Origin of the sequence: Humibacillus xanthopallidus, from assembly GCF_006716675.1 — a bacterium.
Taxonomy (GTDB): domain Bacteria; phylum Actinomycetota; class Actinomycetes; order Actinomycetales; family Dermatophilaceae; genus Humibacillus; species Humibacillus xanthopallidus_B.
This window is the reverse complement of sequence record NZ_VFPM01000003.1, coordinates 737,102-758,540: the sequence shown is the minus strand read 5'-3', so window position 1 is coordinate 758,540 and position 21,439 is coordinate 737,102. Positions and strand designations below refer to the sequence as shown.

General features: G+C 68.4%; 14 protein-coding genes and 3 rRNA genes. 15 read left to right on the top strand and 2 right to left on the bottom strand.

The genetic code is table 11. The features are described from left to right. The first annotated feature begins 68 nt into the window (after nucleotides 1-68). The 14 genes from tyrS to FBY41_RS18475 all read left to right on the top strand — a co-directional run bounded on the left by tyrS (nucleotide 69) and on the right by FBY41_RS18475 (nucleotide 17,315). The gene (gene tyrS, locus FBY41_RS18535) at nucleotides 69-1,328 is read left to right on the top strand and encodes a tyrosine--tRNA ligase (protein WP_141845782.1); all 1,260 of its coding nucleotides are present in this window, start codon (nucleotides 69-71) and stop codon (nucleotides 1,326-1,328) included. 608 nt (nucleotides 1,329-1,936) lie between these two features. Continuing rightward, nucleotides 1,937-3,464, top strand: a 16S ribosomal RNA gene (locus tag FBY41_RS18530). A gap of 403 nt (nucleotides 3,465-3,867) precedes the next feature. After that, nucleotides 3,868-6,997 (top strand): 23S ribosomal RNA (locus FBY41_RS18525). Nucleotides 6,998-7,074: 77 nt separating this feature from the next. Beyond that, a 5S ribosomal RNA gene (gene rrf, locus FBY41_RS18520) occupies nucleotides 7,075-7,191 on the top strand. The 16S, 23S and 5S rRNA genes sit together here, the layout of an rRNA operon. Nucleotides 7,192-7,518: 327 nt before the next feature. Beyond that, nucleotides 7,519-8,319 carry a hypothetical protein gene (locus tag FBY41_RS23520; protein ID WP_185749148.1) on the top strand — a complete coding sequence of 267 codons (801 nt, stop codon included), beginning with the start codon at nucleotides 7,519-7,521 and terminating at the stop codon, nucleotides 8,317-8,319. Nucleotides 8,320-8,453: 134 nt separating this feature from the next. Further along, nucleotides 8,454-9,197 carry a tetratricopeptide repeat protein gene (locus FBY41_RS23515; RefSeq protein ID WP_185749147.1) on the top strand — a complete coding sequence of 248 codons (744 nt, stop codon included), beginning with the start codon at nucleotides 8,454-8,456 and terminating at the stop codon, nucleotides 9,195-9,197. Nucleotides 9,198-9,210: 13 nt separating this feature from the next. Then, on the top strand, nucleotides 9,211-10,329 hold the full coding sequence (locus FBY41_RS18510) for an HAD-IIA family hydrolase (RefSeq protein WP_141845776.1): 1,119 nt from the start codon (nucleotides 9,211-9,213) through the stop codon (nucleotides 10,327-10,329). 34 nt (nucleotides 10,330-10,363) lie between these two features. Further along, nucleotides 10,364-10,717, top strand: a complete 354-nt coding sequence (locus FBY41_RS18505) for a hypothetical protein (protein WP_141845774.1) — start codon at nucleotides 10,364-10,366, stop codon at nucleotides 10,715-10,717. Further along, nucleotides 10,714-11,514: a TlyA family RNA methyltransferase gene (locus FBY41_RS18500; RefSeq protein WP_141845772.1), complete on the top strand. Its 801-nt coding sequence runs from the start codon at nucleotides 10,714-10,716 to the stop codon at nucleotides 11,512-11,514. Before FBY41_RS18505 ends, FBY41_RS18500 begins: the two co-directional genes overlap by 4 nt. Beyond that, a complete protein-coding gene (locus tag FBY41_RS18495; RefSeq protein ID WP_141845770.1) occupies nucleotides 11,511-12,494 on the top strand; it encodes an NAD kinase in 984 nt (327 codons plus the stop codon). Before FBY41_RS18500 ends, FBY41_RS18495 begins: the two co-directional genes overlap by 4 nt. 9 nt (nucleotides 12,495-12,503) lie before the next feature. After that, on the top strand, nucleotides 12,504-14,342 hold the full coding sequence (locus FBY41_RS18490) for a DNA repair protein RecN (protein ID WP_185749146.1): 1,839 nt from the start codon (nucleotides 12,504-12,506) through the stop codon (nucleotides 14,340-14,342). 102 nt (nucleotides 14,343-14,444) lie between these two features. Next, on the top strand, nucleotides 14,445-16,208 hold the full coding sequence (locus FBY41_RS18485; protein WP_260439890.1) for a CTP synthase: 1,764 nt from the start codon (nucleotides 14,445-14,447) through the stop codon (nucleotides 16,206-16,208). Nucleotides 16,209-16,212: 4 nt separating this feature from the next. Next, nucleotides 16,213-16,890 (top strand): NUDIX domain-containing protein, encoded by a 678-nt coding sequence (locus FBY41_RS18480; protein ID WP_141845768.1) that lies wholly within the window; start codon nucleotides 16,213-16,215, stop codon nucleotides 16,888-16,890. Continuing rightward, nucleotides 16,887-17,315: a YchJ family protein gene (locus FBY41_RS18475; RefSeq protein ID WP_260439889.1), complete on the top strand. Its 429-nt coding sequence runs from the start codon at nucleotides 16,887-16,889 to the stop codon at nucleotides 17,313-17,315. The genes FBY41_RS18480 and FBY41_RS18475 overlap by 4 nt, the downstream gene beginning before the upstream one ends. Here FBY41_RS18475 and FBY41_RS18470 read toward each other — a convergent pair. Next, a complete protein-coding gene (locus FBY41_RS18470; RefSeq protein WP_141845766.1) occupies nucleotides 17,217-18,182 on the bottom strand; it encodes an EamA family transporter in 966 nt (321 codons plus the stop codon). The two genes, FBY41_RS18475 and FBY41_RS18470, sit on opposite strands and share 99 nt — an antisense overlap. Before the next feature lie 73 nt (nucleotides 18,183-18,255). On the opposite strand from FBY41_RS18470, the gene FBY41_RS18465 reads away from it, so the two are divergent. Further along, a complete protein-coding gene (locus tag FBY41_RS18465; protein ID WP_260439888.1) occupies nucleotides 18,256-19,164 on the top strand; it encodes a LysR family transcriptional regulator in 909 nt (302 codons plus the stop codon). Nucleotides 19,165-19,182: 18 nt separating this feature from the next. Here FBY41_RS18465 and helR read toward each other — a convergent pair whose 3' ends face one another. Next, complete coding sequence (helR, locus tag FBY41_RS18460) at nucleotides 19,183-21,381, bottom strand: RNA polymerase recycling motor ATPase HelR (protein WP_141845764.1); 2,199 nt, start codon at nucleotides 21,379-21,381, stop codon at nucleotides 19,183-19,185. Nucleotides 21,382-21,439: the final 58 nt, after the last annotated feature.

Below are 21,439 nucleotides of genomic sequence, written 5' to 3'. Positions count from 1 at the left end.
GGCGGCATACGGCAGGCTGTGACGCGGTGGGCAGGGTGCCCGCCGATGGCGAGAGGACACCGATACCCGTGACGGACATCTTCGACGAGCTGCAGTGGCGCGGCCTGGTGGCGCAGTCCACCGACGAGGCGGCGCTGCGCGAAGCACTCGCGGAGGGGCCCCTCACGCTGTATTGCGGCTTCGACCCGACGGCGCCGTCGCTGCACTTCGGCAACCTCGTGCAGCTCGTCGTGCTGCGGCACTTCCAGCGGGCGGGTCATCGGGTGATCTGCCTCGTCGGGGGGTCGACCGGCCTCATCGGCGACCCGCGGCCGACCTCGGAGCGGGTGCTGAAGAGCAAGGAGCAGACCGCCGACTGGGTGGCGCGCATCGAGCAGCAGGTGCGGCCGTTCCTCGACTTCGAGGGCGACAACCCGGCCCTGCTCGTCAACAACCTCGACTGGACGGCACCGATCTCGGCGCTCGACTTCCTGCGCGACATCGGCAAGCACTTCCGGGTCAACCACATGGTGCGGAAGGAGGCCGTCGCCGCCAGGCTCGAGAGCGAGCAGGGGATCTCGTACACCGAGTTCAGCTACCAGATCCTCCAGGCGCTCGACTTCCTCGAGCTCTACCGCGCACACGGGTGCACGCTGCAGACGGGCGGCGCCGACCAGTGGGGCAACCTCACGGCCGGGGTCGACCTCGTGCACCGGGTCGAGGGGGCGTCCGTGCACTGCTTCACGACGCCTCTGCTCACGGACGCCGCTGGCACGAAGTTCGGCAAGTCCGAGGGCAACGCCGTCTGGCTCGGCGCCGAGATGACGAGCCCCTACGCCTTCTACCAGTACTGGATCAACGTCGAGGACGCCTCGGTCGTCAAGCTGCTCAAGGTGTTCACCGACCGCACGCCCGAGGAGATCGCCGAGGCGGAGGCACAGGTCGCCCAGGAGCCGTTCCGGCGAACGGCCCAGCGCACCCTGGCGGCGGATGTGACGACCCTGGTGCACGGAGCGGAGGCGACGGCCGCGGTGCAGGCCGCCTCCGAGGCACTCTTCGGCAAGGGCGACCTGACGACCCTCGACCCGGTGACGCTGGGGGATGCGACCGCCGAGCTGCCGGGCGCTGACCTCGAGGTCGGAACAACGCTCGTGGACGCTCTCGTGGCCGTCGGCCTCGTGGACTCGCGCAACGCCGCCCGACGCACGATCGGTGAGGGCGGCGCCTCCCTCAACAACGTCAAGCTCACCGATCCCGAGCAGGTGCTGGGGGAGCGCGACTTCCTGGGCGGCCGCGTGGCGGTGCTCAAGCGAGGACGGCGAAACCTCGCTGCTGCACGCAAGGTCTGAGACACCCCTCTGATTGGCGCTCGAAGGGCGAATTCCGTTGTCACACAACGGGATCCGCCCTTCACCGGCTCTCCGGGCAGGCGGATTTGTGTTTCTCGGCCGGGCCCGGTTAATGTTCTCTTCGTCAGCCCGACAGGGAGGAACGGACGCCACGGCGGAGCGAGAGATCGCACCGCGAAGCAGGCCGGTCCCGGGGTTGGCAAACAGTCCGAAGCAGTCCGGTTGATCCGGTAGGCTTCGGAGAGCAGGAACCGCTGAACCAAGCGGGTCGGCTCGGACGCCCTGAGGGCGGATCGCGAGTTTGACTCCCAAGCTTGAAGCGGGTAAGTTTGAAGGGTTGCCCCGGAGCCCGGCCCACAGGGTCGTGTGACGGAGAGCGTCCGATTCTTGAGAACTCAACAGCGTGTCAGATAATCGATGCCAATTACCTCGTCTCGGGGCTGGCTGGTCGCATCGTTTGGTGTGGTTGGTTGGTTTCGGGGTGAATTATCCTTTGGTTGAACGAATGACCTAGCTTTTTGAGCTGGTTGTTCGGCTTCAGCTGGGTTTCGGACCCTTTTTGGGTTCAAAGTTTGCTCGCTGCCTTTTGGGTGGTGGGTGTTTGAACATCAACGGAGAGTTTGATCCTGGCTCAGGACGAACGCTGGCGGCGTGCTTAACACATGCAAGTCGAACGGTGACGATCAAGCTTGCTTGGTCTGATCAGTGGCGAACGGGTGAGTAACACGTGAGTAACCTGCCCCAGACTCTGGGATAACCCCGGGAAACCGGAGCTAATACCGGATATGACCCTCGTACGCATGTGCAGGGGGTGGAAAGTTTTTTCGGTCTGGGATGGGCTCGCGGCCTATCAGCTTGTTGGTGAGGTAGTGGCTCACCAAGGCGACGACGGGTAGCCGGCCTGAGAGGGCGACCGGCCACACTGGGACTGAGACACGGCCCAGACTCCTACGGGAGGCAGCAGTGGGGAATATTGCACAATGGGCGGAAGCCTGATGCAGCGACGCCGCGTGAGGGATGACGGCCTTCGGGTTGTAAACCTCTTTCAGCAGGGAAGAAGCGCAAGTGACGGTACCTGCAGAAGAAGCACCGGCTAACTACGTGCCAGCAGCCGCGGTAATACGTAGGGTGCGAGCGTTGTCCGGAATTATTGGGCGTAAAGAGCTTGTAGGCGGTTTGTCGCGTCTGCTGTGAAAATCCGGGGCTCAACCCCGGACTTGCAGTGGGTACGGGCAGACTAGAGTGTGGTAGGGGAGACTGGAATTCCTGGTGTAGCGGTGGAATGCGCAGATATCAGGAGGAACACCGATGGCGAAGGCAGGTCTCTGGGCCACTACTGACGCTGAGAAGCGAAAGCATGGGGAGCGAACAGGATTAGATACCCTGGTAGTCCATGCCGTAAACGTTGGGAACTAGGTGTGGGTCTCATTCCACGAGATCCGTGCCGCAGCTAACGCATTAAGTTCCCCGCCTGGGGAGTACGGCCGCAAGGCTAAAACTCAAAGGAATTGACGGGGGCCCGCACAAGCGGCGGAGCATGCGGATTAATTCGATGCAACGCGAAGAACCTTACCAAGGCTTGACATACACCGGAATCACTCAGAGATGGGTGCGTCTTCGGACTGGTGTACAGGTGGTGCATGGTTGTCGTCAGCTCGTGTCGTGAGATGTTGGGTTAAGTCCCGCAACGAGCGCAACCCTCGTTCCATGTTGCCAGCAACACTTCGGTGGTTGGGGACTCATGGGAGACTGCCGGGGTCAACTCGGAGGAAGGTGGGGATGACGTCAAATCATCATGCCCCTTATGTCTTGGGCTTCACGCATGCTACAATGGCCGGTACAAAGGGCTGCGATACCGCAAGGTGGAGCGAATCCCAAAAAACCGGTCTCAGTTCGGATTGGGGTCTGCAACTCGACCCCATGAAGTCGGAGTCGCTAGTAATCGCAGATCAGCAACGCTGCGGTGAATACGTTCCCGGGCCTTGTACACACCGCCCGTCAAGTCACGAAAGTCGGTAACACCCGAAGCCGGTGGCCCAACCCTTGTGGGGGGAGCCGTCGAAGGTGGGACTGGCGATTGGGACTAAGTCGTAACAAGGTAGCCGTACCGGAAGGTGCGGCTGGATCACCTCCTTTCTAAGGAGCATCTGCCCACACCGGTCCCTGCGGGGTCTGGGTGTGGTCCAGAGCCCGGTCTGTCCCCGAGTGTGGGGCAGCGGGTGCTCAAGGGTGGAACATCGATTATCGGCGCTCGTGATGGGGTGCTCCCGCAAGTACAGGCTGGTTTCAGCAGTGGAATCAGCAGTGGAACGTGGGGGTGGTTCGGAGTGGGTGCCTGACACGTTGTTGGGTCCTGAAGGATCGGGCGACGCGCACTGGCCGGCACGGCGGCACCTTGAGGGTGTGGTCGTGGTGGTGGTGTGTGCCGGCTGGTTTCTTCTGGTCGTGGGCCTCATCGATGGAGCGGCGTTGCTGCTTCGGGTGTGGGGTGCCGGTTGTATGTTGAGAACTTCACAGTGGACGCGAGCATCTTTGTAGTGTTCAAGTTTTTAAGGGCACACGGTGGATGCCTTGGCACCAGGAACCGAAGAAGGACGTAGGAATCTGCGATAAGCCTCGGGTAGTCGATAACCAGACTGTGATCCGAGGATTTCCGAATGGGGAAACCCGGCTGGAGGCAAGTCCAGTCACCCGCACCTGAATATATAGGGTGTGTGGAGGGAACGTGGGGAAGTGAAACATCTCAGTACCCACAGGAAGAGAAAACAACAGTGATTCCGTGAGTAGTGGCGAGCGAAAGCGGATGAGGCTAAACCGGGCGTGTGTGATAGCTGTCAGGCGTTGCATGTCCGGGGTCGTGGGACCCGCCAGCTGGCTCTGACAGGCCGGCAGGGAGTGAGAAATCTGCGTCATAGTCGAAGAGCATTGAATGGCTCGGCACAGAGGGTGCGACCCCCGTAGACGAAATGGTGTGGACTCCCGGTGGATTTCCCAAGTAGCACGGGGCCCGAGAAATCCCGTGTGAATCTGGCAGGACCACCTGCTAAGCCTAAATATTCCCTGGTGACCGATAGCGGACAAGTACCGTGAGGGAAAGGTGAAAAGTACCCCGGGAGGGGAGTGAAATAGATCCTGAAACCGTGTGCCTACAATCCGTTGGAGCCTCCCGCCGTTGGGCGTGTGGGGTGACAGCGTGCCTTTTGAAGAATGAGCCTGCGAGTTAGTGCTCAGTGGCGAGGTTAACCCGTGTGGGGAAGCCGTAGCGAAAGCGAGTCCGAACAGGGCGAATGAGTCGCTGGGTCTAGACCCGAAGCGGAGTGATCTACCCATGGCCAGGTTGAAGCGCAGGTAAGACTGCGTGGAGGACCGAACCCACTTAGGTTGAAAACTGAGGGGATGAGCTGTGGGTAGGGGTGAAAGGCCAATCAAACTCCGTGATAGCTGGTTCTCCCCGAAATGCATTTAGGTGCAGCGTCACGTGTTTCTTGCCGGAGGTAGAGCTACTGGATAGCTGATGGGCCTCACCAGGTTACTGACGTTAGCCAAACTCCGAATGCCGGTAAGTGAGAGCGTGGCAGTGAGACTGCGGGGGATAAGCTCCGTAGTCGAGAGGGAAACAGCCCAGATCACCAGCTAAGGTCCCTAAGCGTGTGCTAAGTGGGAAAGGATGTGGAGTTGCTGTGACAACCAGGAGGTTGGCTTAGAAGCAGCCACCCTTGAAAGAGTGCGTAATAGCTCACTGGTCAAGTGATTCCGCGCCGACAATGTAGCGGGGCTCAAGCACACCACCGAAGCTGTGGCATTGACATATTTGCTCGGCACCGACACCTGCGGGTTCGGTGTCCAGGCGTGTTGATGGGTAGGGGAGCGTCGTGTGGCCAGGGAAGCGGCGGTGTGAACCAGCCGTGGAGGCCACACGAGTGAGAATGCAGGCATGAGTAGCGAATGACGGGCGAGAAACCCGTCCGCCGAATAACCAAGGGTTCCAGGGTCAAGCTAATCTGCCCTGGGTAAGTCGGGACCTAAGGCGAGGCCGACAGGCGTAGTCGATGGACATCCGGTTGATATTCCGGAACCGGCGAAGAACCGCCCCTGATGAACCGAGTGATGCTAAGTGCCTGAAGCACGCCCATCGACCCTTCGGGGTCACCGGGTGTGTGGAGCGCACGACCCGACCTTGTAGTAGTCAAGCGATGGAGTGACGCAGGAAGGTAGCCTCCGCGTGGCGATGGTAGTCCACGTCCAAGGGTGTAGGGCGCGGTCCAGGCAAATCCGGACCGCATGAAGCCTGAGACCTGATAGTGACCGCGAATGCGGGAAGAGGGTGATCCTATGCTGCCGAGAAAAACTTCTAGCGAGGTTCGAGCCGCCCGTACCCCAAACCGACTCAGGTGGTTAGGTAGAGAATACCAAGGCGATCGAGTGAATCGTGGTTAAGGAATTCGGCAAAATACCCCCGTAACTTCGGGAGAAGGGGGGCCCTGATCGTGACCCCACTAGCTGGGTGAGCGTGATCGGCCGCAGAGACCAGGGAGAAGCGACTGTTTACTAAAAACACAGGTCCGTGCCAAGTCGCAAGACGATGTATACGGACTGACGCCTGCCCGGTGCTGGAACGTTAAGGGGACCGGTTAGCCTCACGGCGAAGCTGAGAACTTAAGCGCCAGTAAACGGCGGTGGTAACTATAACCATCCTAAGGTAGCGAAATTCCTTGTCGGGTAAGTTCCGACCTGCACGAATGGCGTAACGACTTCTCCACTGTCTCAACCACGAACTCGGCGAAATTGCACTACGAGTAAAGATGCTCGTTACGCGCAGCAGGACGGAAAGACCCCGGGACCTTTACTACAGCTTGGTATTGGTGTTCGGTACGGCTTGTGTAGGATAGGTGGGAGACTGTGAAGCCGTCACGTCAGTGATGGTGGAGTCAACGTTGAAATACCACTCTGGTCGTTCTGGATATCTAACCTCGGTCCGTGATCCGGATCAGGGACAGTGCCTGGTGGGTAGTTTAACTGGGGCGGTTGCCTCCTAAAAGGTAACGGAGGCGCCCAAAGGTTCCCTCAGCCTGGTTGGTAATCAGGTTTCGAGTGTAAGTGCACAAGGGAGCTTGACTGTGAGACAGACATGTCGAGCAGGGACGAAAGTCGGGACTAGTGATCCGGCGGTGGCTTGTGGAAGCGCCGTCGCTCAACGGATAAAAGGTACCCCGGGGATAACAGGCTGATCTTGCCCAAGAGTCCATATCGACGGCATGGTTTGGCACCTCGATGTCGGCTCGTCGCATCCTGGGGCTGGAGTAGGTCCCAAGGGTTGGGCTGTTCGCCCATTAAAGCGGTACGCGAGCTGGGTTTAGAACGTCGTGAGACAGTTCGGTCCCTATCCGCTGTGCGCGTAGGAAACTTGAGAAAGGCTGTCCCTAGTACGAGAGGACCGGGATGGACGAACCACTGGTGTGTCAGTTGTCCTGCCAAGGGCACCGCTGATTAGCTACGTTCGGAAGTGATAACCGCTGAAAGCATCTAAGCGGGAAGCACGTTTCAAGATGAGGTTTCCAGGCCCGCGAGGGCGAGAGGCTCCCAGCTAGACTACTGGGTTGATAGGCCGGACGTGGAAGCACAGTAATGTGTGGAGCTGACCGGTACTAATAAGCCGATGACTTGACTTACAAAGATGCTACGCGTCCACTGTGCAGTTCCCGAGATACAAACGGGAACCACCCACTGATTGATATCTCCATAGAGTTACGGCTGCCATAGCGAAGGGGAAACGCCCGGCTCCATTCCGAACCCGGAAGCTAAGCCCTTCAGCGCCGATGGTACTGCACTGGTGACGGTGTGGGAGAGTAGGACGCAGCCGGACATACTTTGAAACGAGAGCGCTCCAGACGGAACTTCACTGATCCGACTGGGGCGCTCTCTTTTCGTGTGCCGACCAGGTGAAGGTGGCGCCGAGACAGCTCGGCGCGGAAGGATGCAGACATGAGCGACCACGACGGCGACAAGAGCCGAGACGACCGACGCGATGGGCCGGGACGGGGTTCCCACCACGGCGCGGGCTCGGGGCGGTCGGGTGCTCCGCGTTCGACCGGCTCCGGCAAGGGCGACCGACGTGACGACCGCGGCGGGGCCCGTTCCGATGCCCGCAGCTCTTCGGGTGGGCGTGACGACCGGGGCGGGTACCGTTCCGATGATCGCCGCACCTCCGGGGGACGCGATGACCGAGGGGGCTACCGCTCGGACGACCGGCGCACCTCCGGGGGACGCGATGACCGGGGCGGCTACCGCTCCGATGACCGGCGCACCTCCGGGGGACGCGATGACCGGGGCGGCTACCGCTCCGATGACCGCCGCTCCTCGGGTGGACGTGACGACCGGGGCGGCTACCGCTCTGACGATCGGCGCCCGTCTGGTGACCGGGGCGGCTACCGCTCCGATGACCGCCGCTCCTCGGGTGGACGTGACGACCGGGGCGGGTACCGCTCTGACGATCGCCGCACCTCCGGTGGACGCGATGACCGAGGGGGCTACCGCTCCGATGACCGCCGCTCCTCGGGTGGACGCGATGACCGGGGCGGGTACCGCTCTGACGATCGGCGCACCTCCGGTGGACGCGATGACCGGGGCGGCTACCGCTCTGACGATCGGCGCCCGTCTGGTGACCGGGGCGGCTACCGGTCGGACGACCGCCGCACCTCCGGTGGACGCGATGACCGGGGCGGCTACCGCTCCGATGACCGCCGCTCCTCGGGTGGGCGTGACGACCGGGGCGGCTACCGCTCTGACGATCGGCGCCCGTCTGGTGACCGGGGCGGCTACCGCTCCGATGACCGCCGCTCCTCGGGTGGGCGTGACGACCGGGGCGGCTACCGCTCCGACGATCGACGTTCCTCCGACCGTCGCGATGACCGCGGTCCGCGGCGGGATGACCGACCGCGTGGTGGCACGGGACGCCCCCAGGACGGGGAGCGCGCCGGCGGCAGCCGTCTGACGCCGAAGTCGCCGCGCAAGCCGGAGCCGAGGATCCGTGAGGGAGTCACCGGCCACGAGGTTGATCGCGCCGTGAAGAGCCAGTTGCGCACTCTCTCCAAGGAGAATGCCGAGGGCGTTGCACAGCATCTCGTCATGGTTGCCGAGCTGCTCGATGTCGAGCCGGAGGCTGCTCTCGCGCACGCCGAGACCGCGGTCCGTCGGGCAGGTCGCGTTCCAGCAGCGCGTGAGGCCCTCGGCCTCGTCGCCTACCGCCTCGGAGACTGGGCCCGCGCGCTGGGGGAGTTCCGCACCGTCCGTCGCCTCTCCGGCTCCAACCACCTCATCCCGCTCATGGTCGACTGCGAGCGTGCCCTCGGGCGTCACGACAAGGCGCTCGAGCTCGCCCAGAGCCCCGAGGTCGAGGGCTTGGCCATCGATGACAAGGTCGAGCTCGCGATCGTCGTGTCGGGCATCCGTCGCGACCTCGGTCAGCTCGACGCAGCCGTGGCAGGTCTCAGTGACATCGTCAAGCGAATCAACCCGAACCGGCCGTCGGCTGCTCGCATCTATTACGCCTATGCGGACGCACAGCTGGCTGCGGGTCACGTGGAGGTCGCCCGCGACTGGTTCTCACGAGCCGTCGACGCCGACCACGAGCTCACGACGGATGCGGCAGAGCGTCTCGACGAGCTGGACGGCGTCGATCTCACCGACCTGCTCGAGGACGAGGCCGAGGACGTGGTCGAGGACGAGCTCGACGAGGACGAGCTCGACGAGGACGACTCCGACGAGGACGACTCCGACGAGGACGAGCTCGACGAGGACGACTCCGACGAGGACGAGCTCGACGAGGACGACTCCGACGAGGACGAGCCCTCGTCCCGCGACGACGACTGATCCGGCGGCACGGATGACGGACTCGCACGAGGTCGCAGAGCGACCCCACGGCCACGCCGTCGTCCCGATCAGGGCCTACGACGCGATCGTGTGCGACCTCGACGGGGTCGTCTACCGCGGCGACGGAGAGGTGCCCGGAGCCCCGACTGCCTTGCAGGACATAGCAGGCCGAGGCGTCCAGGTCCTCTACGCGACCAACAACGCGTCGCGGGTGCCCGCCGAGGTCGCCGAGCACCTGCGCCGCCTCGGTGCGCCGGCTCGCGACGTCGACGTCGTCACGAGCGCGGAGGCGGGAGCGGCGATCGTCGCCCAGCGGGTGCCCGCGGGCAGTCCCGTCCTGGCCCTCGGTGGCGACGGCGTCGCGTGGGCTCTGAACCAAGCCGGGCTGCGCCCCGTGGCGCCCCCCGAGGCCGTCGACCGGGGCGCCTCTGCCGTCCTGCAAGGCCTCGGGCGCCAGCTGACGGTGGCCGACTTCGAGGTCGCGGCCCGCCTCATCGCTGAGGGCGCCGTCTGGGTGGTGACGAACGGAGACACGACGCTGCCGCTCCAGTGGGGGACCGCCCCGGGCAACGGCGCCTACGTCGACCTCGTGCGCACCGCAACCGGACAGGAGCCGGTGGCCGTCGCAGGCAAGCCGGAGTCGCCGCTCTACGAGCTCGCGGTCGACCGCCTGGGCACTTCCCGCCGGCGCACGCTCGCTGTCGGTGACCGCCTCGACACCGACATCGCCGGCGCGCGGGCCGCCGGCCTCGACTCCGCCTGGGTGCTGACCGGGGTCGACCGTCCCAGCGCGCTGCTGGACACGGACCTGCTCCCCACCTTCGTCCTCAACTCGCTCTCCGAGCTCCTGGAGCCGTATGCCGTCCCGTCGCGACGCGAGGGCACCTGGCGTTGCGCGTCCGCCACCGCCCGGGTCGTGGACGGCGCCCTGCACGTGGATCGAGGTGACGCCGAGCCCGTCGAGGCGGTTCGCGCCGGTCTCGCGGCCCTGCTGGAGCGCCGTGTCCTCCACGCCGAGGCAGGCGCGGCGCACCCCTCCGCTCGTGCCCCCAAGACGTCGTCGACCACGGTTCTGCTGCAGGCCGGGGGCGCAGTGCTCGACGACCTGTTGGCCACAGCCGCCGGCAGGTGACCGCACGCCCGTGCCGGCAGGTAGCGTGACTGGCGTGGAACCACGCCCGATGCAGGAGACCGACATGGAGTCCCTCGACCCGCACGAGGACCGGCACGACCCCGCCCACGACGCCCACGACGCCCACGACGCGCACGACGCCAACGGCGACGCCGACGACGCCGGCCACGATGTCAGCGAGGACGAGGCTGGGGTCGACGAGACGGCATACCTTGGCGCCGGAGGACGAGACGTGCCGACTGCCCCGACCACCGGCGACGCCGTCGTCGACGCGGCCATGATCGAGCTCGCGGCAGCCGAGGCGGGCTCGCTGGCCGAGCGCATCGATGCCGGTGAGCGTGCCCACCGCGTGCTCCAGGGCCGCCTCAGCGACCTCGGTGGCGCGTGACCGCACGCCGACTCGACGCCGAGCTCGTCGCGCGGGGCCTGGCCCGGTCGCGCGGCCAGGCGCGTGAGCTCGTCGACGCAGGTGTCGTCCTCGTCGACGGCCGTCCCGCGGCCAAGCCGGCCCAGCCCGTGGGGCCGGAGGACGCCATCGTGCTGACGCGGCCTCCGGAGAAGTGGGTCGGCCGCGCTGCGTTCAAGCTCCTCCACGCGCTGCAGACCTGGCCGATCGCGGTCGAGGGCCGGCGCTGCGTCGACGTCGGTGCGAGCACCGGGGGGTTCACCCAGGTGCTGCTCGAGCACGGCGCCGCGCACGTCACGGCGCTCGACGTCGGCCACGACCAGCTCGCCGCCGAGGTGGCTGCGGACCCGCGGGTGACCGACCTGTCGGGCACCAACGTGCGCGACGTCGACGTGACCGCCCTCGGCGGCCCCTTCGACGTCGTCGTGGCCGACCTCAGCTTCATCTCGCTCACCGTGGTCCTCGCCCCGCTGCGCGCCCTGGTGCGGGAGGACGGCGACCTCGTCGTTCTCGTCAAGCCGCAGTTCGAGGTCGGCCGCGAGCGCCTGAGCAGGACGGGGGTCGTCACCTCGGTGCACGAGCGGCGCCGCGTCCTGCGCGCTGTCGTCGACGTCGCCCTCGGGCTCGGGCTGCAGCTCGAAGGAGCCGTCGCCAGCCCGATCGCCGGGGGTGAGGGCAACCGGGAGTTCCTCCTGTGGCTACGACCGGCGGGCCCCGGCGACGCACCGTCGGACCCGGATGACATGCTGGGGGCCATCGACCTGGAGGGAGATCCGTGAGTCGCCGCATCCTGCTCGTCGCCCACCCCCGTCGACCCGAGGCCCTCGCGCTCGCCAAGGGCGTCATCGAACGCCTCACCGGTCTCGGCATCGACGTCTCGCTGCAGGCTGACGAGGCGCGCGCCCTCGACCTCAAGGACAGCGCGCGCGTGCACGTCGCGCGGGTGCAGGAGCAGGCTGCCGAGGGCTGCGACCTCATCGTCGTGCTCGGCGGCGACGGCACGATCCTGCGCGGGGCGGAGTTCGCCCGCCGCGTCGACGCGCCCCTGCTGGGGGTCAACCTCGGTCACGTCGGCTTCCTCGCCGAGGCCGAGCGTGACGACCTCGACGCCACCGTCGACCACATCGCGCGCAGCAACTATGCCGTCGAGGAGCGCATGACGCTCCATGTCGACGCCAAGCTCGACGGTGAGCTCATCGCCAGCAGCTGGGCGCTCAACGAGGTGAGTGTCGAGAAGGCCGCCCGCGAGCGGATGCTCGAGGTCACCCTCGAGGTCGATGCCCGGCCGCTGTCGACCTGGGGCTGCGACGGCGTCATCGTCGCCACCCCGACCGGCTCGACCGCCTATGCATTCTCTGCGGGTGGACCCGTCGTGTGGCCCCAGGTCGAGGCCATCCTCGTCGTGCCGAGCGCCGCCCACGCCCTCTTCTCCCGCCCGCTCGTGCTCGGCCCCGACAGCCACCTCGCCGTCGAGATCAAGGCGGCCAACGAGGGCGCCGGCGTCCTGTGGTGCGACGGCCGCCGGCACGTCGACCTTCCGCCCGGTGCTCGCATCGAGGTCCGCCGGGGCAACCGGCCGATCCGCCTGGCCCGCCTCACCCGAGCCCCCTTCACCGACCGGCTCGTCGCCAAGTTCGACCTGTCCGTCGCCGGGTGGCGCGGCAACGGCCACCCGGTGAGCGCTCCCGGGCAGCCGGCCGAGACGCATACCGGCGTGGCAGGGGACGACGCGAGCCGCGCTGCGGGTGGCCGACCCTAAGGTGGACCCGTGTTCAGCCAGATGAGGATCCGGGGCGTGGGCGTCATCGACGACGCGCTGCTCGAGCTGAGCCCCGGGCTCAACGTGCTCACCGGTGAGACCGGGGCCGGCAAGACGATGATCGTGTCAGGCCTCGGCCTGCTGCTCGGTGAGCGAGCCGACTCGGGGCTCGTGCGCACCGGCTCCGACTCCGCGCTCGTCGAAGGTGTCGTCCAGCTGCCCCCCGGTCACCCGGCCCTCGTGCGCGCGGCAGAGGCAGGGGCCGAGCACGACGAGGGAGAGCTCGTCATCGCCCGCAGCATCGCCGCCGCCGGTCGCTCTCGTGCCCACGTCGGGGGGCGCACCGCACCCGTGGGAGTGCTCGCCGAGCTCGGCGAGATGCTCGTCGCCGTTCACGGTCAGGCCGACCAGTGGCGCCTGCGCCAGGGCGACGCCCACCGCGAGGTGCTCGACGCCTTCGGTGGACCCGAGCTCGCGAGCCGGCGCGACGCCGTCGGCGAGCTCTACGAGACATGGCGGGCCGCCGATCGCGAGCACGCCCGCCTCGTTGCCGAGGCGCGCGAGCGCGCGCGCGAGATCGACTCGCTGACGGCCTCTCTCGAGGAGATCGAGGCCGTCGACCCCCAGCCCGGTGAGGACGTCGCCCTGCGCGCCGAGGACGAGCGCCTCGCGCACGCCGACACCCTCCGCCTCGCCGCGAGCCAGGCGCTCTCCGACCTCTCCGGCGACGAGTATGCCGGTGAGCCCGTCAGCAGCGCCCGTGACCTCATCGGCTCGGCTCGGGCGGCCCTCGCCCCCGGGGCGCTCCACGACGAGGCCCTGCGCGGTCTCGACGAGCGGCTCCACGAGGTGGGCACCCTCGTCGGCGAGCTGGCTGCCGACCTCGCGGCCTATCTCGACGACGTCGAGCTCGACCCCGGACGGCTCGGCTACGTGCAGGAGCGGCGGGCGACGCTTGCGGGGGTGACGCGCAAGTACGGCGAGACGGTCGACGAGGTGCTCGACTGGTCCGGTCGTGCGGCCGCCCGGCTCGACGCGCTCGTGCAGGCCGATGACCGCGTCGCTGCTCTCGAGGCCGAGGTCGCCCAGCTGCGCGAGGAGCTCGTCGCCGCCTCGATGGAGCTCTCGCAGCTGCGGCGCAGTGCCGCTGCCGACTTCGGGGCACGCGTCTCGGAGGAGCTCTCGCACCTCGCCATGGGCAGCGCGGTCATCGAGGTCGACGTGCGTCACCGACTCGACCCCGACGGCGTCGCCCTGCCCGACGGAGAGCGAGTTCGCCTGTCGCGTCTCGGGATCGACGAGGTCGAGATCCTGCTCGCTGCCAACCGCGGTGCGCCGCCACGCACGGTGGCCAAGGCCGCTTCGGGCGGTGAGCTGTCGCGCGTGATGCTCGCCCTCGAGGTCGTCGGTGCCGACCGTGGCGTGCTCGGCGCCGCCGACGACGCAGCGCCGGGCGGCGCCGGCCGGGCGGGCGGGGCTGAGCGCACCAGTCCGCCGACCTTTGTCTTCGACGAGGTCGACGCCGGGGTCGGCGGCCGCGCGGCGCTCGACGTGGGTGCTCGCCTGGCCGCGCTCGCCGAGCACTCGCAGGTCATCGTCGTGACCCACCTCGCGCAGGTGGCGGCGTTCGCCGACCGGCACCTCGTCGTGCACAAGGCCGACGACGGGCGGGTCACCTCGAGCAGCGTCAGCATCGTCGAGGGTGACGAGCGGTTGCGCGAGCTGTCGCGCATGATGGGCGGCGACCCCGACTCCGAGGCCGGCCTCGCGCACGCCAGCGACCTCGTCGACCAGACGGCCGCAGCGCGTGCCGGTCGCGTGCCGACCGTGCGGCAGGGCGCGCGCTGAGGGACGTCTTGCGTCCGGCGAGCGGCGCCGTCCACACGGTGACGCGCCAGTCGTGGGGATGCTGCACCCCGACCCCCGGCACGTGACGTAGACTCAAAGCCCGTGGTGGATACGACGAAGCACATCTTTGTGACCGGGGGCGTCGCCTCTTCGCTCGGCAAGGGGCTCACCGCCTCGAGCCTCGGACGACTTCTCAGATCGCGGGGCCTGCGGGTCACGATGCAGAAGCTCGATCCCTACATCAACGTCGATCCCGGAACGATGAACCCCTTCCAGCACGGTGAGGTCTTCGTGACCGACGACGGTGCGGAGACCGACCTCGACATCGGTCACTACGAGCGCTTCCTCGACGTCAACCTCGTCGGTAGCGCCAACGTCACGACCGGCCAGGTCTACAACAACGTCATCGCCAGGGAGCGCCGCGGCGAGTACCTCGGTGACACGGTGCAGGTCATCCCGCACATCACCAACGAGATCGTCGCGCGCATGCGCGCCCTCGCAACGGGCACGCCCGACGCCCCGGACGTCATCATCACCGAGATCGGCGGCACCGTCGGCGACATCGAGTCGCTGCCCTTCCTCGAGGCCGCCCGTCAGGTGCGCCACCTCATCGGCCGCGACAACAGCTTCTTCCTCCACGTCTCGCTCGTGCCCTACCTCGCCCCGAGCGGTGAGCTCAAGACGAAGCCGACCCAGCACTCCGTCGCCGCCCTGCGCCAGGTCGGCATCCAGCCCGACGGTCTCGTGCTGCGGGCCGACCGCGAGATCCCCGAGCCGATCAAGCGCAAGATCTCGCTCATGTGCGACGTCGACGTCGAGGCCGTCGCGGCCGCCGTCGACGCTCCGAGCATCTACGACATCCCCAAGGTGCTCCACCGCGAGGGCCTCGACGCCTACGTCATCCGGCGCCTCGGCCTGGGCTTCCGCGACGTCGACTGGACCGAGTGGGACCAGCTCCTCCAGCGCGTGCACGACCCGGAGCACGACGTCGAGGTCGCCCTCGTCGGCAAGTACATCGACCTGCCCGACGCCTACCTGTCGGTGACCGAGGCGCTGCGCGCCGGCGGCTTCCACCACGACGCCCGCGTGCGCATCCGCTGGGTCGCGAGCGACGAGTGCCAGACCCCGGCGGGCGCCCAGCGGGCCCTCGGCGGCGTCGATGCGATCCTCGTGCCGGGTGGCTTCGGGGTGCGCGGCATCGAGGGGAAGCTCGGCGCCCTGACGTGGGCCCGTGAGAAGCAGGTGCCCACGCTCGGCATCTGCCTCGGCCTGCAGTGCATGGTGATCGAGTACGCCCGCTCCGTGCTCGGCGTCGGCGACGCGAGCTCGACGGAGTTCGACCCCGAGACCTCCCACCCCGTCATCGCGACGATGGAGGAGCAGAAGGCGTTCGTCGAGGGCGCCGGCGACCTCGGCGGCACGATGCGCCTCGGCCTCTACCCGGCGTCCCTCATGGAGGGCAGCGTCGTCCGCGAGACCTACGGCCAGGCCGAGGTGCAGGAGCGTCACCGCCACCGCTACGAGGTCAACAACGCCTACCGCGCCGACCTCGAGGCCGCCGGTCTCGTCTTCTCCGGCACCTCGCCGGACGGCACCCTCGTCGAGTTCGTCGAGCTGCCCCGTGAGACGCATCCCTACTACGTCTCGACGCAGGCACACCCGGAGTTCCTCTCGCGCCCCAACCGCGCACACCCGCTCTTCGCCGGCCTCATCGGTGCGGCGCTCGAGCGCCAGCGTGCGGGTCGGCTCGTCGAGGTCGAGCGCCAGCGCGCGCTGCAGGCCGAGGGAGAGGGAGGCGACGGGACCCAGACCCACGAGCACGACGACGCCCTGGCCTCCGTCTCGGCCTCCGGCGACCCGGCCTGACCGCGTGAGCCTCACTGCCCCCACGGGGACGGCCGCCGACCTCGTCGAGGTGTGGCACAGCGAGCCGGTGCTCGAGTCGTCGACGCCCTTCGAGGGGATCATCTTCGACGTGCGACGCGACCGTGTCGACCTCGGTGAGGGCGGCGTCGTCACGCGCGACCTCGTCACCCACCCCGGCGCAGTGGCCGTGCTCGCGCTGCGCACGGTCGACGGCGTCGACCAGGCCCTGCTCATCCGGCAGTACCGCCACGCCTGTGGCGCCCACGTGTGGGAGCTGCCGGCCGGCCTGCTCGACGTCGACGATGAGCCACCGTGGCAGGCCGCGGCGCGTGAGCTCGCCGAGGAGGTCGACCTCGTGGCCGAGCAGTGGCACGTGCTGGCCGACGACGTCACCTCACCGGGCGCCTTCCCCGAGACGGTCCGGGTCTTCCTGGCCCGGAGCCTTCGCGACGTGCCGCCCCACGAGGCGCACCAGCGCACGGCCGAGGAGCTGACCCTCCGGCCTCTGTGGGTCTCACTCGACGACGCCGTCGACGCGGCTCTTGCCGGCCAGATCAGCAACTCGGCCACTCTCGTGGGCCTGCTGAGCGCCCAGCTGTCCCGGGCGCGGGGATGGTCGACGTTGCGCCCGCACGATGCGCCGTGGCCGGCCCGCGACGCCCAGCGCACCCACCAGTCGTGACGTTCGCGGGCGAGGGAGCCGTCGTGGGGCAGGGGGAGAGCTGCCCCTGCGGCAGCGCCCTTCCGTATGCCGTGTGCTGCGGCCCGCTCGTCGCGGGCGAACGTCTCGCGTCCACGGCCGAGCAGCTCATGCGGTCGCGCTACACGGCATACGCGGTGGGGGCGACGGAGCACGTGTGGCGCACGTGGCACCCCGCGACGCGGCCCGAGCGGGTCGCCCCGGATCCGACGACGACGTGGTCGGGCCTCACCGTGCTGCGGGTCGAGGGTGGGAGCGAGGACGACGAGACGGGGGTCGTCGAGTTCGTCGCGCGCTATCGGGAGACGTCAGGGCGACGTGGACCGCGCAGGGGTGAGCTGCACGAGGTCAGCAGCTTCGGCCGCAGGGCGGGCCGCTGGCTCTACGTCGACGGTGAGGTCCGCTGAGCGACGCGGTCGCAGCACCGCGACCCCGACACCGGCGAGCAGCACGGCGCCGCCGACCGCTTCGAGCATCGTGGGCCGCTCACCGAAGGCCAGAGCCGCTGCGGCCATGCCGAAGACGGGCACGAGCATCGCGAAGGGCGTCACCGTGGCGACGGGGTGACGGCTGAGGAGCGTGTTCCAGATGCCGTAGCCGAGCAGGGACGAGAGGTAGGCGGTGTAGGCCGTCGACAGCACCGCCGACCACTGGACGTGGGCGAGGGGCGACCCGACGGCGTTCGGTCCCTCGATCGCGAGCGACAGGGCCAGGGCGGGCAGGGGGACGACGAGGCCTGACCAGACCGTGACCCCGAGGCCGGCGCTCGGGCCGGTGAGGCCCCCGGCACGGCGCGTCAGCACGTTGCCGACCGCCCACGACACGGCCGCCAGCACGAGCACGACGAGAGGCAGCACCGGCGCCGACAGCCCGCGCCCCACCGCGATCGTCACGAGGCCGGCACCGCCGAGGGCGACGCCGAGCCGCTGCGGGACGGATGGCCGCTCGCGGAGCCACAGGGCCGCGATGACGACCGTCAGCAGCACCTGGGCCTGCAGGACGAGCGACGACAGGCCGGGCGGCATGCCGAGGTGGAGGGCGAGGTACATGAGGGCGAACTGGCCAAGGCTCGTGAAGAGCCCGATGAGGGCGAGGTCGCGCCACGGCAACGCCGGGCGCCGGACGAGGCAGATGGCCGGCACGCAGACCACGACGAAGCGCACCGCGAGGAAGAGCAGGGGCGGCATCGAGTCGAGGCCGGTCCTGATCGCGACGAAGTTCGTGCCCCAGATCAGGGCGACGAGGACGGCGAGGGCGGAGTCACGCGAGCGCATGCGCCCATCGTCGAGGGTCAGGACCGTTCAGGTCCATCAAACAATAGTGGCCGTCACTGTGTAGCATCGCTTCATGATCGATCCCGTGGCACTGCGCTCCCTCGTGGCGGTCGAGCGGCACGGCTCCGTCGGAGCCGCCGCGGCGGCGCTCGACTACACCCCGAGCGCGGTGTCGCAGCAGATCAAGCGTCTCGAGGCTCAGACGGGGGCCGCCCTGCTCGAGCGGCAGGGCCGGGGTGTGCTGCTCACCGAGGCCGGGCGCACGCTGACCGAGTCGGCGCGCGACCTTCTCGCCCAGATGGAGCTGCTCGAGTCGCGGGTCCTCGGCGCCAGCGGCGAGGCGGTCGGGACCGTCCGCCTCGCCACCTTCGCGACCGCCTACCGCGGGATCGTCGTCGGGGCGTTGGCCCGGCTGCGAGAGCGGGCGCCGGACGTGGTGCTGCGTCCGGAGGAGATCGACCCGTGGGAGGCTGTCGACGCCGTCGCGTCCGGGTCGCACGATCTCGCCCTCGTGCACAACTGGGAGCCCCTGCCACTCGCCATTCCCGACCACCTCGAGGTGCGCCACCTGGGGCGCGACCGGGCCGACGTCCTCGTGCACCGCGGCCACCCGCTCGCGACGAGGACCAGCGTGTCGGTGCACGACGTCGTCGACGCCGGCTGGGTGAGCGTGGCGCCCGGCTCCATCTGCCACCAGTGGCTCCAGAAGATGTGCTCGGACATCGGCAGGTCGCCCCGCATCGTCCACGTCGCGATGGAGTTCGCGACCCACGTCGCCCTCGTGGCTCAGGGCGAGGCCGTCGCCCTCGTGCCACGGCTCGGACGAGGGCCGCTGCCCTCCGACGTCGTGGCGGTGCCGATCGTCGATCCCGTCTCCGAGCGCACCGTGAGCCTCGTCTGGCGGCGCACGATGTCCGACCGGCCCGCCCTGCTGTCCGCCGTGGAAGCCCTTGCAGCAGAAGCCTCCCGCGACCTGAGCTGACGAAATCGTTTCTGCTGTCTAGTTGCTCGTGAGGACGACAAGCTGCTGCGTGGCGCGCGTCATCGCGACGTAGTGGTCGACGGCCCCTTCGACCCCGCTGCCGAACGCGTCCGGGTCGGCGAGGACGACGAGGTCGAACTCGAGCCCCTTGGCGAGCTGAGGCGTCAGTGACCGCACGCGCGGTCGTGCGCTGAACGTGGGATCGCCGATGACACAGGCGATCCCGTCCGCGTGGGTGGCGAGCCAGCTGTCGACGACGGACTGCAGCTCGGCGATGGGTCCGCGCCTGACCGGGATGCCGGTGCGACGGACGGAGGTCGGCACGTTGGCGTCCGGGATCACGGCGCGGATGACCGGCTCCGCCTCCTCCATCACCTCCTCGGGCGTGCGGTAGTTGATCGTCAGGGAGGCCAGGGTCGCGCGATCGAGCCCGAGCCGGGCCAGACGCTCCGTCCACGACTCGGTGAACCCGTGCCGTGCCTGGGCACGGTCCCCGACGATGGTGAAGCTCCGCGACGGGCACCGGGCGAGGAGCATCTGCCACTCCGCATCGGTCAGCTCCTGGGCCTCGTCGACGACGATGTGCGCGAACGGACCGGCGAGCAGGTCGGGATCGGTGGCCGCACCGGCGGCGTCCGAGCCCCCGGCCTCGTCGACGAGGGCGCCGCTGAGGTCCTCACCCCGGAGCATCGACATGACGTGCATCTCGGAGTCGTCCGTCGCGATCAGGTGGTCGACCACGCGCGCCATCTCGGCGCGATGGGCGGACAGGGCGGCCTCGCGCCGGCGCCTGCGCCGGGACGCATCCGGGTCGCCGAGCCGTCGACGGGCAGCGTCGAGGAGCGGCAGGTCTGACGTCGTCCACTCGGTCGGTGCCGGGCGCTGGAGCAGGCGGACCTCGTCCGCCCCGAGACCGGGGGCGCACCGGCGCAGGTAGGCCGGCACCGACCACAGGTCTCCCACGAGGTCGTCGGCTGCGATGACCGGCCATGACCGGTCGAACGCAGCACGCAGGTCGCGATCCTGACGCAGGGCTCGACGGACCATCTCGGGAGTGGCACCCGGCTCGACGTCCTCGCCGTCGTCATCGAGCCGGTCGCCGAGGTCGTGCCGCTCGACGACGATGCCGAGCAGCGCCTCCCACACGTCCTCTCTGGCCTCGTTGTGCGGGAGGTTGGCGGCGGCGGCGAAGGCGTCGGCCCAGTCGTCGGGTGTGAGCCACACCTCGTCCCACGGCGTCGTGACGAGGATCGCCTCCCTCGGCGGCTCCTCGTAGAGCGCCACGGCGGGCTCGACGGCCTGCACGAGCGCGACGGACGCCTTGAGCCGGGCCACCTCCGGATCGACCTCCTCGGGTGCTGCCGCTCCTTCGGCGACGAGGTCGCGCAGCGTGCAGGTCTGGACGCCCTCCTCGCCGAGGCTGGGCAGGACGTCGGCGACGTAGGCGAGATAGGGCTGGTGCGGACCCACGAAGAGGACACCGCCCCGTCGGTGCCCGAGGCGGGGGTCGGAGTAGAGCAGGTATGCCGTCCGGTGGAGCGCGACGACCGTCTTGCCGGTGCCCGGGCCGCCGTCGACGACGAGCGCGCCACGCGAGCCCGCCCGGATGATGGCATCCTGGTCGGCCGCGATGGTGGCGAGCACGTCGCGCATCTGCGAGGACCGGCTCGCGCCGAGGGTCGCGATGAAGGCGGACTGGTCGTCGAGAGCCGCCTGGCCGGCGAGCCCGTCCGTCGTGAAGACCTCGTCCCAGTAGTCGGTGACCCGGCCCCGCGTCCAGCGGTAGCGCCGGCGGCTCACGAGGCCCATCGGTTCGGCATGCGTCGCACCGAAGAACGGCTCGGCTGCGGGGGAGCGCCAGTCGAGCAGGAGCCTCCTGCCCGTGTCGTCGGTGAGGCCGAGCCGCCCGACGTAGACGGGAGGGGCGCCGTCGGCGCGGACCATGCGGCCGAGGCAGAGGTCGAGGCCGAAGCGCTGGAGGGCGCGAAGTCGGCCCGTCAGCCGATGGACCTCCTGGTCGCGGTCGAGGGCTGCCTGCCCGGTGCGAGCCGGGGCCCGGCGCGCTGCGTCGAGGCGGGCGGTGAGGTCGGCGGTCGCGCGTTCGACGGCGACTGCGATTGCGGCGAAGTGCTGCTCGTCCTCGGTGATCAGCGCCGGGTCGGCCTTGGGAGAGAGGTGGTCGGGCAGGGCGAAGGCGTCGGTGGTCAGTGGGCTCACGTCATCAGCTCCGATCAAGGATTGAGGCCTCGGCCGGTGATTCTGTGCCAGGACGGGG